This is a genomic window from Salegentibacter lacus (assembly GCF_020164555.1).
Taxonomy (GTDB): domain Bacteria; phylum Bacteroidota; class Bacteroidia; order Flavobacteriales; family Flavobacteriaceae; genus Salegentibacter; species Salegentibacter lacus.
In genome coordinates this window covers 129,068-148,575 of record NZ_JAIQZB010000005.1, presented here as the reverse complement: position 1 = coordinate 148,575, position 19,508 = coordinate 129,068, and the positions used below count along the sequence as shown (strand labels likewise).

The window sequence follows — 19,508 nt, the reverse complement described above, 5'->3', positions numbered from 1 at the left end:
CTTTCCGGAATAAGAAAATAATATTGTATATTAACAAGCAGCGAAACGAGGTGTGGCCTGCTCATTTATCTCTACACAGCTTTTACTAACTTTTAGATTAACCATTCAACTGAACAATCAGATATTTATGACTGAAGAAAAAACTAAATCTCAGCAACTCCTTGATAGGAGAAAAAACATTGTCGCCAACGGGGTTGGCGTTTTTAATACAGCCACGGTTAAAGAGGCTAAAGGAGCAATAATAACAGATGTAGATGGAAAGGAACATATAGATTTTGCAGGTGGGATTGGTGTTGTAAATGCAGGCCATTGTCCCGAACCTGTAGTGAAAGCTATCCAGGAACAGGCTGAAAAGTATCTTCATACCAGTTTTAATGTAGTGACTTATGAGCCTTACATTCAGCTCTGTGAAGAACTTGCTGAAATTCTTCCGCACGGGGGGAAAACGAAAGCGATGCTTATTAGCACCGGAGCAGAAGCCGTAGAGAATGCCATTAAAATTGCACGCCAGGCCACAAAAAGACCTGCTGTAATTTGTTATACAGAAGCATATCATGGGCGAACATTAATGGGGATGAGCCTAACCAGTAAGGTAAATTACAAATTTTCTTCAGGGCCTTTTGCTCCTGAAGTTTACCGAATTCCTTTTCCAAATTTTTACAAATATCACGGCACCCAGAATATGGAGGAATTTGTAGAAACAGAGCTAAAAAGGCTTAGGGAAAGTGCCCATAGTATGGTTGATATAAATAGCGTTGCAGCTATAATTGTTGAGCCAATTCAGGGAGAAGGAGGTTTTAATCCAATTCCTCAAAAATACCTGGAAGGACTTCGCTCCTTTTGCGATGAACATGGTGTTTTGTTAATTTTTGATGAGATTCAAAGCGGTTTTTGCCGTACAGGGCATTGGGCCAGCTGGCAACATTATGGAGTACAACCTGATATTAGCACTTATGCAAAATCTATGGGCTCCGGGCTTCCAATTGCTGCGGTACTTGGTAGAGCTGAAATTATGGATGCTGCAGAACCGGGCACTATTGGCGGCACCTATATTGGTAGCCCTGTTTGTTGTGCTGCAGCTTTGGCTACTATCCAGTTAATGAAGGATGAAAACCTTAATGAGAGAGCAATTTATATAGGTAAGCTCATCAGAGACCGGATGGAAATTTTCAGGAAAGAATGTCCTGAAATTGGGGATATAAGAGGATTAGGTGCTATGATAGGAATAGAATTCATAAAGGATAACGATCCCGGCAACCCACATACAGAACTCTGCGCTAACATCGTAAAAGGATGTGCAAAGGAAGGTTTAATTCTAATAAGCGCCGGTACCTTTAAAAACGTAATAAGAATATTATGTCCACTTGTAATTACCGATGAACAACTAAATAGAGCTCTGGATATTCTGGAAAATCAAATAAGAAAACATACTTAAATTTTATCGGGTAGGTTGAAGTTCATTTTTTAAAGAACATTGAATGAAATCCTCCGCATAATTTTAGTGTAGATATTAATTAATGAGATTACTAATTGGTGGGCACTAGCAAAATAGAAGAAATCCATTAGAAGCATCCGGGGGAAATATTTTCTACGGATAATAATAAAAAAATTAAATATGAATCCATTTGCAATTGCAGGAATACAGATGAAGGTTTCCGCCGTCGCCTCGAATGTCGAGATGATGAAGCTGAAACTTGATATTACCATGAGTCTTTACCCCTGGGTAGATATGGTGGTTTTTAGTGAGTTATGCGGCTACGGCCCATTAACCCATAATGCGCAGGAAATTCCGGGAGAATTTGAAAGGGAGATGCAGGCTATGGCCAAAAAACATGGAGTTTGGTTATTACCGGGTTCCATCTTCGAGAAAAGCGAAGGTAAAATCTATAACACTGCAACGGTAATTAATCCTGAAGGGGAAATTGTTACACGTTACAGAAAAATGTTCCCTTTCTATCCTTATGAAGTAGGGGTTACTCCGGGTTCAGATTTTTGCGTTTTTGATGTGCCGGGAGTTGCAAAATTCGGGCTATCTGTTTGTTATGATATGTGGTTTCCTGAAACAGTGCGTACGCTCGCGGTAATGGGAGCTGAGGTTATTTTGCACCCAACTATGACAGGAACTATAGACAGGGATATTGAATTGTCTATTGTAAGGGCTATGGCCGCGGTAAATCAGTGTTACTTCTTTGATGTAAACGGACTCGAATCCGGGGGTAATGGAAGGTCGCTCGTTTGTGGACCCGATGGTCGTGTGATTTATCAGGCCGAAGGAAATGAAGAGATTTTTCCCCTGGAACTTAACATCAGTCGTGTTAGAAGAAGTCGGGAACTTGGAGTTTTACGCTTGGGCCAGCCCTTAAAAAGTTTTAGAGATCATATTGGTCAATTTAATATTTATCAACACGGAGCGCAGCTGCCTTATCTTAATTCACTCGGTCCACTTATAAAGCCTACGAGGTTGGATAACCTGGCAGAATTAAAAATGAAAGAACATGAATATGAACCACCAGCAAACCCTACAGGTTATAAAGGATTTGGCGCATAATTAAAAAACAAGGACTATGGGAGGAACAACACAAAAGAAGAAAAAGGATAAACAGGAAGAACAACCTGTAAAGGACTTTATAAGCTGGTTTGAAATTCCTGCAATTAATTTCCAACAAGCGGTAGATTTTTATAACCGCATTTTTAATATTGATATGGAAACCCAATTTGACGGGAATTATGCGATGGCTTTTTTCCCTGCAGAAAAGGGTATTGGAGGGGCGATTGTTACGGGACCAAATTCTATACCCGGGATTATAGGCCCCCTGCTTTATCTTAATGCAGGAAAAGACCTAAACCGTATTTTAAATAGAGTAGAAGCAGCCGGAGGAAGAATTGTGATGACCAAAACCCTGATTAATCCTGAATCGGGACATTTTGCCATATTTATTGATTCTGAAGGAAACAAGCTTGCTTTACACTCAAAAGATTAATTATGCCAGAGAAAAAAATAGACAGTGCACATTATTATAATATCGCTCAACTTAGAGTGGAATCCTGGAATACTTTAAAAAGTGAGTCTACAAAACTTCATTCTACTCCTCGTGGGTCAGAAGATGAAAAGGCACATAAAAAAAATCTTCGGCAGCTTTTAAAAGATCTCGAGGGTGTAGAATGCTTCTTTGCATTTCCAGGTTTATCCTGTATCGACTCACTGCGTGAAATGTTAGAAAGACAGGAACATACCGCTCTCTCACATAAAATAGCAGAGATCACAAAGAACCTGGTAAGTGACAGGTATAGAAGCAATCCCGATTTTTTGGAAGATGAAGATCCGGGAACTGATCTTAGCGATAAAGGAGAATATACCGAAGTAGCTAAGAAGAATTATTTTGAAGTCATGTTTGTAGAAGATATTTCTCAGGCAGAAGAAAATAAACTTCGGCATGACCTTAAAGAAATGCGTCTGTCTAACGAGCAGTTTGCCTATGGAATTGTAGTACAACGTTCTTTTGAAGATGCTTTAATTGCCCTTCAGTTTAATTTTAATATTCAGGCGGTTGTAATTCGCTATGCGCCTCCCTATCATTCAAAAAAGATTACTCCTGCAATAAAACCTTTTATTCAGAATATATTGAAATTGAATTATGGTTCTAAATCGCCTACTGAATTAGGGCCGATTTTAGGAACCATGGTAAAAAAATTCAGGCCAGAACTGGATACCTATTATGTAACCGATACGGCTTTAAGTAATTTAAAGGACAGTACCTTAAAAACCTTCAGAAGAATTTTTTACCGAACTGAAGATTTACAGGAGTTACACCTTACAGTAATTCGGGGAATAAGCGAGCGTTATGAAACTCCATTTTTTTCAGCTTTAAAAGATTATAGTAAAAAACCTACCGGAATTTTCCATGCGATGCCAATTTCCCGGGGTAATTCAGTTTTTAAATCCAGATGGATCAACGATTTTGGAAATTTTTACGGCCGAAATATGTTTCTGGCAGAAACATCTTCTACCACCGGCGGTTTAGATTCCTTATTGCAACCAACCGGCTCACTTAAAAAAGCACAACAAAAAGCCAGTGAAGCCTACGGCTCAAGAAATACCTATTTTGTAACCAACGGTACTTCTACCGCCAATAAGATTGTAGTGCAGGCATTGGTGAAACCTGGAGATGTGATTTTAATTGACAGGGACTGCCATAAATCGCATCATTACGGACTTGTATTGGCAGGAGCTTATCCGGTTTATCTCGATTCTTATCCAATTGAAGAATATTCAATGTATGGCGCGGTGCCGCTGGAGCAGATAAAGGAAAAACTTCTTCAATTAAAAAAGGCAGGAAGATTAAACCTTGTAAAAATGCTTTTGTTAACCAATTGCACTTTTGACGGACTGGTTTATAATGTTGAAAAAGTAATGCAGGAAATACTGGCCATTAAGCCAGATATGATCTTTCTATGGGATGAAGCCTGGTTTGCATTTGCCGGTTTTACATATAATTACAAGCAACGTACTGGAATGTTTGTTGCTCAGAAATTATGTGATAAATACCAAAGTGAAAGTTACCGTAAAGAATACAACGCTCATATTAAAGGGCTTAAAAAGAATGAAATTCCAAGCCTGCCAAATCCAGATGAGGTACGCATAAGGGTATATTCTACCCAAAGTACGCATAAAACCCTTAGTAGTTTCCGCCAGGGTTCTATGATACATATATGGGACGAGGATTTTCGTAAAAAAAGCGAGAATACCTTCATGGAAGCTTATATGACGCATACTTCAACTTCTCCTAATTACCAGATGCTTGCTTCCCTTGACGTTGGAAGAAGGCAGGTTCAATTTGAAGGTTATGAGTTAGTAGAAAAAAGTGTGGAATTGGCAATGGTTTTAAGGGCTAAGGTCAATGATCATCCTAAATTGAAGAAATATTTTGATGTGCTAACTATAAGCGATTTTATCCCGGAGCAGTACCGCAAATCGGGCATAAAGGAATATTATAATTCAAAGGAAGGTTGGAACAGGATGGAAACCGCCTGGGAGCAGGATGAATTTGTTTTAGACCCTACCAAAATCACCTTGCATATAGGAAGAACCGGAGTAGATGGTGATACCTTTAAGAACAGGTATCTAATGGATAAATTTAATATTCAAATAAATAAAACCTCCAGAAATACGGTTTTGTTTATGACGAATATTGGGACCACGAGGGGAAGTGTCACCTATTTAACCAATGCATTATTAAAGATAGCCGATGAGTTAGATCAGGAATTCAAGACTCTTAGCCAGAAAGAGGGGAATAACCGTAAGGATCGCATTAAATCTTTAACCGAAGATTTTCCGCCATTGCCAGATTTTAGTTATTTCCACCATTCATTTCAGGCTGTTCCCGGGGTTCCTGGGGGTAATATAAGAGAGGCATTTTTCCTCGCTTACAACGAAGAAAATTATGAATATATGCCGCTGCTGGAGTGTTTGCCCGCTATGGAGGAAAATAGGATCCTGGTAGCTTCATCTTTTATAATCCCTTATCCGCCGGGATTTCCGGTACTTGTTCCCGGCCAGGTAGTAAGTAAAGAAATTATAAGATTTCTTACTGCATTAGATGTATCTGAAATTCACGGGTACCGGGCAGATCTCGGTCTAAGAATTTTTAAGGACAATGTGCTGAACCGTCAAAAGACAGTGAGTTCTATGGGCTCTATGGGAAACAACGCGAAGAAAAAGATCACTAACTTAAAAAATTAAAATTATGGAATCTAAAAAACCAAAAGCCTCCAATAAAAAAGGAGCAACTAATAAAAAGAAAACTACACCTAAAAAAGAACCGGTATCCCCGGAACGTAGTGCTAAAAAAGATAGCAAATTAAAAGTTACAGAAGAAAAGCCTTTAAAAGGGAAGAAATCTGTGCCTTCAGATTCTACAGCGCAGCAGGGAAAAGCTCCTGCTTCTTCAGCTAATAAAAAGAAAAAAGCTACTACAGATTCTGCTGCTAAAAAGGCAAAAACTATTAAAAGTAAAAAAGCGGTTGGACCTAAGCAGGTAAAAGATAAAAAATTAGCTACGAATGCCCCCAGACAATACAAAAGCAAGAATGCGCTGAATGGAGTTTCAGATATTAGAAGGTCTTTCCATAAGAACGAGGAGCCTTTATATTTTATAAGTGCCACAAACTTCAATCTTTTAGGTGCTGATGAGTGGATCAAAGGATTCAAATTTATTTGCCATATCGAATGTTTTGACGGCCTTCATCCTAATGTGTTTTCTCCTAAAACCGAAATTCCTCACGATGATTTTGAAGGTATAGAAGATATAAACAATTATCTATTACAGCATCCTGAAGTTCAGGATTACCTAAAAACAAGATCTGTAGACGGAAGGGCTGGTAAAGCCATGTTCCTTATGTTTAATGAGAAAACCGAAGAGCTTGCAGAGAAACTTGGCTTAGAAATTATGTTTCCAAAAGCTGAAATGCGAACTTTTCTGGATAATAAGGTAAATACCAACCGGATCGCAGAGAAAGCAGGAGTTGCCTGCGTACCTTATGTACTTACAAAGATTGATAATTTTGAGCATTTGAGAGAGGTTTCAAAGCATCTAGGAAACGAGTTGGTTATCCAAACCCCTTTTGGTGACTCTGGCCATACTACTTTCTTTATTTCGAATGAAGAGGAATATCAAAAACATGCTGAAGAAATAGAAAAGGAAGACGAAGTTAAAGTGATGAAGCGTATTCGTTGCCGAGGTTCTGCTATAGAAGCTTGTGTAACCAGACACGGTACCATCGTTGCTCCGCTAATGACAGAATTGGTAGGTTTTAAAGAACTTACTCCTTATGAAGGTGGATGGTGTGGAAACGAAATCTACCCTAATGCGTTTACTCCTGAGCTAAGAGATAAAGCAATAGAATATACCCAGTTATTTGGAAATCAATTACGGGAAGAAGGTTATAAAGGATATTTTGAACTTGATTTCCTAATAGACCAGGACAATGGAGAGATTTATTTAGGGGAATTAAACCCGCGAGTTACGGGAGCTAGCTCCATAACCAATCATGCTGTTTTTGCGCTTGCAGATGCACCATTATTCGTTTTCCATATTTTGGAATGGATGGATATTGATTATGATCTTGATATTGACGCTATAAATGATCGTTGGGCCCGCCAGGAAAATATTGATGGATGGAGCCAGCTAATCGTTAAACATACAGAAGACACTATAGAATATATCACTCATGCACCAAAATCGGGTATTTATAGAATGTATGATACAGGCCATATTCAGTTCGACAGGATGGATACCCACCGTAGGGCGGTAGAAAATGAAAATGAAGCTTTTTTCTTACGTATTAGTCGTAAAGGGGACTACCTCTACGAAGGTGCAGATATGGGAATTTTGGTTAGTCGTGGCCGTATGATGACCGACGATTTTCAGCTGAATAACAGGGCGAAGCATTGGATTAAAGCTATTCGTGGACAGTATGCCTCTGAAATGGTTGAGGATAAGAAAAAGCCAAAATTATCCGGAACTTTAACTAAATAAAATGCTGGCTTATTGAAGGTTCAAAAGGAATTAAAACTACTTTGCCGAACCTAAAAAGTACAAGTAGTTATTTAAACCCCATATCTATGCAGTTACATTTTAATGCTATTTCTGAACCCGGAAAACCGGGTTCTAAATGGCAAAAATTATATAATACTCACTGGCCCGCTTATAAAAGCTGGCTTAATTCAAAAGGAACAACCAATTACCCAGATCTTAAAACTTCGCAGGAAGCACTTAAAAAGTATATGCCAGAGATGTGGCCTACTTATCAGCGCTTATGCAAACTTGCAAAAGGAGATAAGGTAGCGGCACGATTCTTAACAGGCTTTCAGCCTCCTGCTTATATAAGTGGTTGCTCACAGGCGGTTACTACGGGAGAGGAAATTCAGTTGGTTAGAAATTACGATTTCCATCCAGATTTAATGGAAGGAACCCAATTGCTAACTTCCTGGAATAATAAAAAAGTAATCGTAACCAGCGATTGCCTTATTGGCGCAGTAGATGGTATGAATGAAGATGGCCTGGCCATTTCGCTTACCTTCGGAGGTCGAAAGGAGGTAGGAGTAGGTTTTGGTATTCCGTTTATTTTGCGTTATGTTTTAGAATTTTGTAGTGATGTTGATGAAGCTGTTGCAGCTTTAATCAGGATTCCTTCACATATGTCTTATAACGTAACCGTAGTAGACAAAACCGGGAAATTTAAGACCGTACAACTGGCACCAGATAAAGCACCAGTGATTACTGATGCTTCTTTTTCAACGAATCACCAGGGAACTGTAGACTGGCCGGAAAATGCAGCGTTTAATAAAACGATGGAACGATCTTCTTTTCTGAATAAAATGTTGTCAGAGAAAGGAGTGGATTCCACTCAGGTAGCCAATGCCTTTCTTAAGGCACCGCTTTATAATACTAAATTCAAGGAAGGTTTCGGAACTTTATTCACCTCGGTTTACCACCCGCTAGATGGAAAAGTAGTACTTCGCTGGCCTGAAGCTTCGGTGCAACAAACTTTCGAAAACTTTAAGGAAGTTTATAAGTTAATAAATTACGAACCAGCTCAGGTTGCAACTGAATGGTGGAACCAGCCAGCTGCGGAAATTGCTCAAACGGTAGAAGATCCATTTGAAGAGCAATACGCCGAAAATGTAGATTGGCAGGAAACTGTAACCGAAATTATGGTGAATGCTATGGCTCAGGCCCATCCTTCAACAAATGAGAAGGAGCTTGAAAAATTAAGAGGCAAAATTATTAATAATGGAGAAGTCTCCTGGCAGGCAGTCGCCGGTTTCTGGAGTAAAATGGGAACAGGATATGCCGATTCCTGGAGGAGTTAATTTTTATTTATTGAGTTTAAATATATTCCTATAGAACCTGGTGTTATAAATAATGGATTTTGCTATTATTCATAACACCAGGTTTTTTTAGTTAGTTCCTTATTTTCATTTCTAATTCATGTCAGTCCTAATAAAAAATAAAACACAATGGAATTTTATAGCACAAACCCCTATAACGGAGAACAGGTTGGAAAGTATACTGCGCAAACAGCAGAAGAAACTACAAAGGTTTTAGACCTTTCAGGAGAAGCATTTAAGGATTGGAGCAAGACACTTCTTTCTTCAAGAACCGAACTTTTAAAGAAAGCCGCACAGGTTTTAAGGGATAATGTTGAAGAGTATGCACAAATGATTACTCAGGAAATGGGGAAACCAATTTCTGAATCCAGGGCTGAGGTTAATAAATGCGCCTGGGTTTGTGATTATTATACTGAAAATGCTGCAGAATTTCTCGCTCCTGAAGAGATAAAAACAGATGCCACTCATAGCTATGTTAGGCACGATCCCATAGGAAGTGTATTCGCTATTATGCCCTGGAATTTTCCATTCTGGCAGGTTTTTAGGTTTGCCGCACCAACACTTACCGCTGGAAATACCGGAATTTTAAAACACGCACCAAATGTTTTTGGCTGTGCTAAAAAGATTGAAGAGGTTTTTACAAAAGCTGGATATCCAAAAGGAGTTTTTCAGAATTTAATTGTACATCACGATCAAACCGAAATGATTATCGCTCACGATGCAGTTCAAGCGGTTACCTTAACCGGAAGTGAAGCTGCAGGATCGGCAGTGGCGCAACTTTCGGGAAAATATATAAAAAAGAGTTTACTCGAGTTAGGCGGTAATAATTCTTTTATTGTTTGGGAAGATGCCGATATAGATCGCGCTGTTAAAACAGCAGTTTCTGCAAGGATGTTAAACTGCGGACAAAGCTGTATCGCCGCGAAACGTTTTATTCTAGTGGAAGGAATTTACGATGAGTTTGTTTCTAAATTCAAGGCTGCAGTAAGTGAGTTAAAGGCAGGAGATATTATGGACGATACTACCCAGGTTGGTCCGCTTGCCAGAAAAGATCTCGCAGATCAACTTCAAAGTCAGGTAAAAAGATCTTTGGAACAGGGAGCTGAATTGTTACTTGGTGGGGAACAGGATCATTGTTTCCATCAGCCTACCTTACTTGGAAATGTAAAACCGGGAATGGCCGCTTTCGATGAAGAAACATTTGGACCACTCGCAGCGATTATTAAAGTAAAAAGCATAGAAGAAGCTTTTGAACTTTCAGAGAAATCAAAGTTTGGACTGGGAACTACGGTTTTTACAAAGGATATTGAAAAAGCTATGCAAATGGCTGATAAGGTTAGAGATGGCGCCTATTTTGTTAATGAGCTGGTAAAATCTGATCCCCGACTTCCCTTTGGTGGAACCAAGCGATCTGGCTATGGCCGCGAGTTAGCTAAAGAAGGAATGATGGAGTTTGTTAATAAGAAAACAGTTTATGTTAAAGCCTAAATCATAATTTTATGAGCATTGGTCATTGCCCCGAATAGTTGTACTTTTGTGTTCACTTTGTTAAAAAATCAACATAAAAAATAGAATTATGAGTAAATATGATGTTGCAGTTATAGGTTCTGGCCCGGGAGGATATGTGGCCGCTATACGCTGCGCGCAACTGGGAATGAAAACTGCTATCATAGAAAAATATTCAACTCTGGGTGGAACCTGCCTAAATGTAGGTTGTATTCCAAGTAAAGCTCTACTGGATTCTTCTCACCATTACCACGATGCTGTAGAACATTTTGAAGAACATGGGATAGATATACCGGGTGAGGTAAAAGTAAACCTTAAAAAAATGATGGAACGTAAATCTTCGGTTGTGAGCCAGACTTGCGACGGGGTGAAGTTCCTGATGGATAAAAATAAGATTGATGTTTTTGAAGGTGTTGGATCTTTTAAGGATAAAACCCACATCAATATTGAGAAAAACGATGGTAAAACTGAAACCATCGAGGCTGCGAAAACAATTATCGCTACAGGTTCAAAACCGGCCAACCTTCCGTTTATCGAGCTGGATAAAGAACGAATAATTACTTCTACTGAAGCTTTAAAATTAAAGGAAATTCCTAAGCATATGGTCGTAATTGGCGGTGGTGTAATTGGCCTGGAATTAGGTCAGGTTTACCGTCGTTTGGGAGCTGAGGTTACTGTTGTTGAATTTTTAGACCGAATTATTCCTACAATGGATGCTGCACTTTCAAAAGAACTTCAAAAAGTACTTAAGAAGCAGGGTGTAAAATTCCATACTTCTACCAAAGTGAAATCAGTAGAGCGTAAAGATGATGAGATCATTATAAAAGCTGACGATAAAAAGGATAAAGAAATTGAAATAAAAGCAGATTACTGCCTTGTTTCAGTAGGACGTAAACCTTTTACCGATGGTTTAAATGCTGATGCTGCCGGAGTAAAAGTTGATGATAAAGGTAGAATTGAGGTAAACGAACATCTGCAAACCAATACAGATAACATTTATGCTATTGGTGATGTGGTAAAAGGTGCGATGCTGGCTCATAAAGCCGAAGAAGAGGGAACTTTTGTTGCTGAAACAATTGCCGGACAAAAACCACATATTGATTATAACCTGATTCCGGGTGTGGTTTATACCTGGCCTGAAGTTGCTTCTGTAGGTAAAACCGAAGAACAACTTAAGGAAGATGGCGTTAAATATAAAGAAGGTAAATTCCCTATGCGTGCTCTTGGACGTTCCAGAGCAAGTGGAGATACAGACGGATTTGTAAAAATCCTTGCCGATGAAAAAACCGATGAGGTTTTAGGTGTACATATGATTGGTGCCCGTACTGCCGATCTTATTGCTGAAGCTGTGACCGCAATGGAATACAGAGCATCTGCTGAAGATATCGCTAGAATGAGTCATGCTCACCCAACTTATGCTGAAGCCGTTAAGGAAGCCGCCCTGGCCGCTACCGATAACCGTGCGCTTCACGTATAGACAATTTTAAGAAAGTTTTATATAAAAAAGTGGCTGTTTGATTAACTCAAACAGCCATTTTCTATTTTATAGCCTGAAGTTTAAACTGGCGCTGGTATTATTAATCACCACTTTCGCCTAGAAAGAACAGTCCTGCTGAACTTGATTCAGCATCTAACTTTCAGCTAAACTTAGACCCTGAAACCAGTTATGAATAACGATTTAGGAATAATAAATAATAAAGGTGATTCTACTTTCAAATTATAATAACTAGGTAGTTATCTAAACCTCTAATTTCTTTAACTCTTTGTAGTTTTTATTCAATCGGCGTAACAAAATCCCATAAACAACCCGGTAGAATAACCATATAATTCCGAGGAAAACTGCTAACCCACCTAAAATTATTCCAGCAAACATTAGCCATTGTAGCGGCGTAAAACTGTATTTTTCTACATCCTCTACCACAGTGGTACTTGCGTGATAATTCATAAAAAAATAGGTGTAAATAACTGTAATTAGTGCTGTTGAAATTAAAACGTAACCTATATAATATTTTACCGTTTTTCTGGTGCGTAAGATATTCTTCATCAATTTTGCTACATTATCAGTAGAAGATATTCTTCGATAATTTTTATAAAAACAAAAAATAAAGAAAAAAGTTATTGCATAATTAATGACATAAGTTATTACCGTAAATTCTTTAAGATGAATCCGTTCCATCTCTGCCCAGTATTCATGATCGGCCATAAAAATATTAATGAGTGCCCAAAATAGAAACTCAAGAATACTAATTACAAAAATCCATTTTACAATTGAAGATGAGCGCTTCCACAGCATCTTGTAAATTTCATTATAGGAAAGTTGAGGAATATTACCTTCCCGTTTTTTCCAATCCTTTTTTAATAAATCCAGTCCATCCATTATTCTCTACGGATTTAAAATGTTTTTTAACTTCGTTTTCACCCTGTTCATCTTCACTCGTGCATTTACTTCAGTAATACCAAGGGTTTCAGAAATATCCCTGTAATTTTTATCTTCGAGGTATAAGAAAACAAGGGCCTTTTCAATATCATTTAATTCTTGAATTGCAGAATACATCACTTTTAATTGCTGCTCGGTTTCATCGTCATATTCCTCCGCCTTTATCTTAAAATCTACCGTATCAAAATCCTGCGTTTTTATACTTCTTTTTTTCTTTCGGTATAACGTGATGGCAGTATTTAGGGCAACCCTGTACATCCAGGTGCTAAATTTTGCTTCACCCCTAAACTTGGGGTAAGCTTTCCAGAGCTGAATGGTAATTTCCTGAAAAAGATCATTATGCGAATCTTGATTATTCGTATATATACGGCAAATTTTATGCGCAATATTCTGGTGTTTCTCCAGGTTTTTTACAAACTGATGTTCTAATTCCTTATCCACATTAATTGGTTAGCTCTTATATGTAGTATAAGAGGCTGCAATGTTACAAAAAAGTATAAAGTATAGTTAATGCAGCCATATTTTTTCAGCCAAAGCAGGAGAAAACTTAAATTTGGGTGACTACCTCCATAAAAGAAGGTATTTTAAATCTCGATTATCGAGGAAAACAAACCTTTATGAATATTCCAAGAACAAATTTACCGAGAGTCGTTATTATTGGTGGCGGCTTTGCTGGAATGGCAATGGTACGTAAACTAATAGGCGAAGATGTGCAAACTGTGATTTTAGATCGTCACAATTATCATACTTTTCAGCCTTTACTTTACCAGGTTTCTACCTCTGGTTTAGAGCCAGATTCTATTGCTTATCCTATGCGCAAGATTACGCGAAATAGTAAGAAATGTATTTTTAGGATGGCCGAGGTTAAATCTATTAATACTGAAAAAAGCTATATAGAAACTACTATTGGGGATTTGATTTACGATTACCTGGTGATTGCTACCGGTTCTAAAACCAATTTCTTCGGAAATAAAAGTATTGAGAAGAACGGGATGTGGATGAAAACCGTTCCGCAGGCATTGAATATTCGAAGTCTAATTCTCGAAAATTTAGAACAGGCTGTAATTACTGATGATCCAGAACTAAGAAAAGCACTGCTGAACTTTGTTTTGGTAGGAGCAGGCCCAACCGGAGTAGAACTTAGTGGTGCAATTGCTGAATTGAAGAACCATATTGTGCCCAACGATTATCCTGATATAAATCCAACTGAGATGAATATTCATCTCCTGGAAGGCCTGGATAGGGTTTTACCGCCAATGAGTGAAAAAGCATCCAGAAAAGCCCACGAATTTCTTGAAGAACTTGGAGTGAAAGTTCACCTGAATACAATGGTAGAAGAATATGATGGGCATTTAGTAACAACCAATACAGATCTTACCTTAAAAACTGAAACTTTTATCTGGGCCGCTGGAGTAACTGGGGCACCGGTAAAAGGCTTAAGTGCTGAAGCTTTAGTAGAAAAAGCAAACAGGTATGAGGTGAACGCTTTTAATCAAATTAATGGTTATGATAATGTTTTCGCCATTGGTGATATCGCCTTAATGCAAACCAAAGATTACCCGAAAGGTCATCCTATGGTTGCCCAGCCGGCAATTCAGCAGGGGAAACATTTGGCAAAAAATATTATGAATATCGTTGAAGGTAAAAAACTTGAACCTTTTAAATATAAAGATAAAGGAACTATGGCCACGGTTGGAAGAAACCGTGCGGTTGTAGATCTAGAACAGGGCTCGTTTAGTGGATTTTTCGCCTGGTTCATCTGGATGTTCGTACACCTTTGGTTCCTTATTGGCTTTAGAAACCGTTTAGTGACTTTCTTTAACTGGCTTTATAATTACTGGAATTACGATAAGGCCGCCCGACTGATAATCAGACCGTTTAAAGGTTATGAAAATCAAATGAAAGTAGATAAAGAAGAGATATAAATAAAAATGCAGTTAAGTGAAATTTTCGCTTAACTGCATTTTAGTATTCAAATTTTCATTTCCAGTATTATCTCATTTTCTTTATTTCCTTGTTATAATCTTCGGCAAGGCTGGTCTTTTGGTTATCGGTTAGGGCTTTTCCGGCCATTTGAAAAACTTCCTGCTCTTCTTCATCTAAATGATGAATTACCTTATGCTCAAGCTCTTTTGCGATTTTCAGCCAGTTAGAAGCGTCCATTTCTGTATCTTCCAATTGCTCAATAAGCTCATCCATCTCGTGATGTTCGGCCACACTGTGCCTGGCTTTTTCCTGTGTAAGGTCTTTCTTGATTAGAGGGATATAAAAGTGCCTTTCTTCAGCATCAGCGTGAATCTTTAATTCGTGTTTTAACTGCTCAAAGATCTTTTTTCTTTCTTCGGTATCGCCTTGGGTTTCTACCAACTTGGCTACAAGATGGCGTTGTATTTCGTGTTCCTGGCGTAATGCTTCAAAAATATTCATAATTTAGGGTGTTGGTTAAGGTTCTAAATTATTGATTTTTATGTTAAGGAAAATTTAAACCCGAGTTTTCCCTATAGTTTAAACCGGTTCTAAAGAACAAAAACAGTTCAGTTTAGATTTTCTACAATTCAGAAATTTTAATTAGTAAAGAAAATGACTTTCTCGCATCTTAGCCTTGTAAATAGAAATCGATGAAATTCTTTCTCAAAGTTCTAAAAATCAGTATCACGATTACCCTGGTGATCTTTTTTCTGGAAATTCTCTTCAGTGGATTTAATTTTGAAGAATTGCTGGAGCTGGAAACCTGGCTTCTTTATTTTTCCTACAGTTTTATTCTCACCTATTTAAACGCCAGTTATTTCTGGTGGTTTGGAGCAAAGATAACCTGGGAAAATGCCAACATAAAAAAAGTGCTTTTGGGGGCTTTTGGTTCAGTAATTTTAACATTAATAGGATACTTTATTTGTCGGTTACTGCATCACGTAGTTTATGAAGGGGTTGCATTTCAGGAATTTTTTGGCAATGAGAGGATGTCATTTTATCTTTTTCCATTGCTTTTTACGACCATTATTTCCTTGTTTTTTCATCTTATTTATTTTTACAAGGCTTTACAGGAAAAGAAAGTAAAAGAACAAAAGATAATCGCCGGTACGGCTTCGGCAAAATTTGATGCCCTTAAAAATCAATTAGATCCTCATTTTTTATTCAATAGTTTAAATGTTTTAAGTGCGTTAATCGATGAAAATCCGGAGCAGGCTCAGAAGTTTACAAGCGCGCTTTCCAAAGTTTACCGCTATGTTTTGGAACAGAAAAATAAAGAACTGGTGGACCTTGAAGAAGAATTAAAATTCGCTAAAACCTATATGGATTTGCTGAAGATGCGTTTTGAAGATGCTATTGTGTTTAATTTTCCTTCGGTATTAAAAAATCCGGAAGCCAAGGTTGTTCCACTTTCGCTTCAATTGCTATTGGAAAATACCATAAAACACAATACGGTAAATTCTGAAAATCCTTTAGAGATTAGCATTATAGAAGAAGATAGAAATTTGGTGGTGAAAAATAATCTTCAGCCCAAAGCGATTCTAAAGCGGGGAAGTGGAGTTGGGCTTTCTAATATTAAGCAACGTTATCATTTGCTTACCGATAGGAAGATAGAAATCGATAATTCTCATAATGTATTTATTGTAAAACTTCCTTTATTAACTAAAATTGTAAAAATGGAAAAGCAAGCACCGGTTTATGCCAAAGAGGACGCTTATTTACGGGCAAAGAAGCAAGTAAAAGCAGAGCGCGAATTCTATGGAAATTTAACTTCCTACCTGATTGTAATTCCTGTTCTGGGATTGTTTAATTACTTGACCTATAGCGGATTTATATGGGTTGTTTTCCCGGCAATTGGTTGGGGAATAGGCGTGTTTTTTCACGGTCTGTCAGTTTTTAACTATAACCTTTTACTCGGTAAAAATTGGGAAGAGCGAAAAATTAAGGAATTAATGCAAAAAGATAAAATCAACTAATTATGGAAACTTCAGAAGATAAATATTTAAAAGCCCGGGAGCGGGTTAAAGAATTGCGGGAATTCTACAATCATTTATTCTCCTATATTTTGGTGAATTTATTTCTAGCGGGAATCAATTACTATACGAATCAATGGGTATATCCCTGGTTTTTATGGGTTGTAGGAGGTTGGGGAATCGGTTTGGCCTTCGACGCTTTAAAAGCTTTTAGATTGAACCCTATGTTCGATAAGCGATGGGAAGAACGCAAGATTCAGGAGTATATGGAAAAAGAAGAAAAACAGCGTTGGGAATAATGGAAATAGTTATTGTTGAAGACGAGAAACCTGCTGCCCGACGTTTGGAAAGAATGCTGAAAAAGCTCGATTTAGAGGTTAATACGATGTTACATTCAGTAAATGAAGGTGTTGCCTGGTTTAAAGAAAATCCAGAACCGGATCTTGTTTTCCTTGATATTCAACTTAGTGACGGAATTTCTTTTGAAATTTTTGAAAAGGTGAAAATTAGCAGCGCCGTTATTTTTACCACTGCTTATGATGAATATGCTTTAAAAGCTTTTAAACTGAATAGTGTTGATTATTTACTGAAGCCTATAGATGAAGAAGAGCTGACCAATGCAGTGCGTAAATTCAGGGAAAATTATCTAAAAAATAACTCCCAGATAGATTTTAATGTATTTAGAAAGATGTTGGAGACCGAAAGCAAACCAGATTACAAAACCCGGTTTACCATTCAAGTAGGTCAACATTTAAAGATTATCGCTACCAATGAAATTTGCTGTTTTTATTCTGAAAATAAAGCTTCTTATCTCACTACAACGACCGGAAGAAATTACCCGGTAGATATCTCCCTTGAAAACTTAGAAAATGAGTTGGATCCTGAAAAATTCTTCAGAATCAATCGCAAATCCATTGTAAATATTGACTGTATAGAAGATATTATTAGCTATACCAATAGCCGTTTAGAAGTGAAACTAAATGCTTTTACTGAATTTCAGCTTATTGTGAGTCGTGAAAGGGTTAAGGATTTTAAACGCTGGATTTCTTAAGCTTAAAATGTTAAAAAAGAAGATATTAAAACCTTCACTCCAATTTCTCCGTAAATATTGATGAAAAACGGGAATCTCAAAATAACTTGTTTTTGTTAGCCCCCTGGTTTTCTGAATTTTATTTTTTTGGTTGGTTATGTGAAGGTTTGCCGTATAGAAATATGGCGAGCCTTCATTTTTTTTAACCAATGTTTGAGATTAAAACAACTTAAGAACTCCTGTTTGTTTTCCAGATTTTATAGTAAGGATAATCTAAGGTGCGGCTACCGTACCTAAAACATATAATTGTTCCATTGTTGGGGTTTCACTACCACCTTCGGGTTCTAAAGTAATCCCGAAAGCCTCAGACTGGTTTGGATTTTCAAGACTGAAAACCTTATTACCGTCAGCTTCAAAATCATCCAACAATCCTATGCTGGTTGGTGTAAGTGGTTGCATAGTAAGTGACCAAACCTGGTATACTTTTCCGCGCGGCGGTTGGGGTAAATCTTTAGCGTCTATATAAGCAGTGTTTTCCTGCGTATTCCAGTAAACGGAGGCAAATGCCTCAGGAGCTACATTCTGGCCTCTTAAAGGCACTCGCTCTACGTTTCTATCTCTAATTACCGCAAGCAGTTCTTCAGCTTTTTCAGCATTTTCACGTGCGTTGGCAATTTGTTCTTCCATTTGAGCATTTCTGGCTCGTTCGGCACTTAATTCGTCTCTTAGATCGTTGGTTCGATTAAAGAAAACGAAAAGTCCTATAAGTAATAATAAACTTGCTGCCCAACCTGAATAAGTGATCCAGTTAATAGATCTAACAGGAGTTGTTACCGGCGTAGGTGCCTTTGAAGATTTAGCTAATTTCTCTTTAATTGAGAAAATTAAATGTTCAGCATTGTTTGGGGCCGCTGCAGAAGATAGAGTAAGTAAAGCTTTTTCAATTTCTTCAACCTCGGTTTTAACTTCGGGATACTCTTTTAGTACACGACTAACTTCGCGACTTTCTTTTTCAGAAAGTGCGCCATAAACATACAGTTCAAGAATTCCAGACGATATGTACTTTTGAATATCCATTACTTAACTACCATTGCTCTTAATTTATCTATACAAACCCGATTTCGGGTTTTAACGGTTCCCAGCGGCATATCTAATTCTTCTGAAGTTTCTTTTTGTGTGTAGCCTTTAAAAAATAGATAATCAATTAACTTTTTACAAACCGGCTTTAAGGCGTCTATGTACTTTTTAAGTCCAATTGTATCTACTGCTTCAGAGAAATTAGTCTTTGCCTCTAATATATCTACGAAGTTATCTGTCTTAAGGTTTTGTTGATCGTTTTTAAAATCTTTAGATCTTATTTTATCTATGGAAGTATTACGTGCAATATTAAGAATCCAGGTGAAAAAACGGCCTTTATCTGAGTTATAACTAGGGGCTTTATCCCAGATTTTTAAAAATACATCCTGAAGAACTTCCTCGGCAATACTTTCATCTCTAATTATACTGTAAATAATCCCGTAGGTACTTTCTGAATATAAGTGGTAAATACGTTCAAAAGCACGTTCATTGCCATTTTGAAGTTCTAGAATTAAGGCGTCTTGTTGCATAAAATAATAGTGGCTTACTCAGTGATTTACCTGGGGAAAAGTCTTAAAGTCTCACTTATAGTGAGTAAATGTAGAAAAAAGTATTTCCCGAAAAAAA

General features: G+C 37.6%; 17 protein-coding genes. 12 read left to right on the top strand and 5 right to left on the bottom strand.

The window, feature by feature from the left end; translation table 11 throughout:
- The first annotated feature begins 127 nt into the window (after window positions 1-127).
- The 8 genes from LB465_RS05415 to lpdA all read left to right on the top strand — a co-directional run bounded on the left by LB465_RS05415 (window position 128) and on the right by lpdA (window position 11,873).
- Window positions 128-1,435 (top strand): aspartate aminotransferase family protein, encoded by a 1,308-nt coding sequence (locus tag LB465_RS05415; RefSeq protein ID WP_224467900.1) that lies wholly within the window; start codon window positions 128-130, stop codon window positions 1,433-1,435.
- Window positions 1,436-1,615: 180 nt separating this feature from the next.
- Window positions 1,616-2,548, top strand: a complete 933-nt coding sequence (locus LB465_RS05410) for a carbon-nitrogen hydrolase family protein (RefSeq protein ID WP_224467898.1) — start codon at window positions 1,616-1,618, stop codon at window positions 2,546-2,548.
- 16 nt (window positions 2,549-2,564) lie between these two features.
- Window positions 2,565-2,981 (top strand): VOC family protein, encoded by a 417-nt coding sequence (locus LB465_RS05405; protein WP_224467896.1) that lies wholly within the window; start codon window positions 2,565-2,567, stop codon window positions 2,979-2,981.
- 2 nt (window positions 2,982-2,983) lie between these two features.
- Window positions 2,984-5,740: an aminotransferase class I/II-fold pyridoxal phosphate-dependent enzyme gene (locus tag LB465_RS05400; RefSeq protein ID WP_224467894.1), complete on the top strand. Its 2,757-nt coding sequence runs from the start codon at window positions 2,984-2,986 to the stop codon at window positions 5,738-5,740.
- Between the two features lie 4 nt (window positions 5,741-5,744).
- Window positions 5,745-7,535: a biotin carboxylase gene (locus tag LB465_RS05395; RefSeq protein WP_224467892.1), complete on the top strand. Its 1,791-nt coding sequence runs from the start codon at window positions 5,745-5,747 to the stop codon at window positions 7,533-7,535.
- 86 nt (window positions 7,536-7,621) lie between these two features.
- Window positions 7,622-8,872, top strand: a complete 1,251-nt coding sequence (locus LB465_RS05390) for a C45 family autoproteolytic acyltransferase/hydolase (protein ID WP_224467889.1) — start codon at window positions 7,622-7,624, stop codon at window positions 8,870-8,872.
- 147 nt (window positions 8,873-9,019) lie between these two features.
- Entirely contained in the window at window positions 9,020-10,378 is a 1,359-nt protein-coding gene (locus LB465_RS05385; protein WP_224467887.1) for an NAD-dependent succinate-semialdehyde dehydrogenase, read from the top strand.
- A gap of 88 nt (window positions 10,379-10,466) precedes the next feature.
- A complete protein-coding gene (gene lpdA / locus LB465_RS05380; RefSeq protein ID WP_224467884.1) occupies window positions 10,467-11,873 on the top strand; it encodes a dihydrolipoyl dehydrogenase in 1,407 nt (468 codons plus the stop codon).
- A 261-nt stretch (window positions 11,874-12,134) separates the two neighbouring features.
- On the opposite strand, the gene LB465_RS05375 is transcribed toward lpdA, so the two are convergent.
- The gene (locus LB465_RS05375) at window positions 12,135-12,773 is read right to left on the bottom strand and encodes a hypothetical protein (protein WP_224467882.1); all 639 of its coding nucleotides are present in this window, start codon (window positions 12,771-12,773) and stop codon (window positions 12,135-12,137) included.
- 6 nt (window positions 12,774-12,779) lie between these two features.
- Window positions 12,780-13,274 (bottom strand): RNA polymerase sigma factor, encoded by a 495-nt coding sequence (locus tag LB465_RS05370; protein ID WP_224467880.1) that lies wholly within the window; start codon window positions 13,272-13,274, stop codon window positions 12,780-12,782.
- Between the two features lie 176 nt (window positions 13,275-13,450).
- Between LB465_RS05370 and LB465_RS05365 the strand changes: the two genes are divergently transcribed.
- Window positions 13,451-14,758, top strand: a complete 1,308-nt coding sequence (locus tag LB465_RS05365) for an NAD(P)/FAD-dependent oxidoreductase (protein WP_224468055.1) — start codon at window positions 13,451-13,453, stop codon at window positions 14,756-14,758.
- 67 nt (window positions 14,759-14,825) lie between these two features.
- On the opposite strand, the gene LB465_RS05360 is transcribed toward LB465_RS05365, so the two are convergent.
- A complete protein-coding gene (locus tag LB465_RS05360) occupies window positions 14,826-15,260 on the bottom strand; it encodes a hemerythrin domain-containing protein (protein WP_224467878.1) in 435 nt (144 codons plus the stop codon).
- A 191-nt stretch (window positions 15,261-15,451) separates the two neighbouring features.
- Between LB465_RS05360 and LB465_RS05355 the strand changes: the two genes are divergently transcribed.
- The 3 genes from LB465_RS05355 to LB465_RS05345 are packed head-to-tail and all read left to right on the top strand — an operon-like array spanning window position 15,452 to window position 17,825.
- Window positions 15,452-16,777 (top strand): 2TM domain-containing protein, encoded by a 1,326-nt coding sequence (locus tag LB465_RS05355; protein WP_224467876.1) that lies wholly within the window; start codon window positions 15,452-15,454, stop codon window positions 16,775-16,777.
- Between the two features lie 2 nt (window positions 16,778-16,779).
- A complete protein-coding gene (locus LB465_RS05350; protein ID WP_224467874.1) occupies window positions 16,780-17,073 on the top strand; it encodes a 2TM domain-containing protein in 294 nt (97 codons plus the stop codon).
- Window positions 17,073-17,825, top strand: coding sequence for a LytR/AlgR family response regulator transcription factor (locus LB465_RS05345; protein ID WP_224467872.1), 753 nt, complete (start codon window positions 17,073-17,075; stop codon window positions 17,823-17,825). Before LB465_RS05350 ends, LB465_RS05345 begins: the two co-directional genes overlap by 1 nt.
- A gap of 252 nt (window positions 17,826-18,077) precedes the next feature.
- Here the strand turns inward: LB465_RS05345 and LB465_RS05340 are convergent, their stop codons facing one another.
- Window positions 18,078-18,881, bottom strand: coding sequence for an anti-sigma factor (locus tag LB465_RS05340; RefSeq protein WP_224467870.1), 804 nt, complete (start codon window positions 18,879-18,881; stop codon window positions 18,078-18,080).
- Complete coding sequence (locus LB465_RS05335; RefSeq protein ID WP_224467867.1) at window positions 18,881-19,411, bottom strand: RNA polymerase sigma factor; 531 nt, start codon at window positions 19,409-19,411, stop codon at window positions 18,881-18,883. Before LB465_RS05335 ends, LB465_RS05340 begins: the two co-directional genes overlap by 1 nt.
- Between the last annotated feature and the right edge of the window lie 97 nt (window positions 19,412-19,508).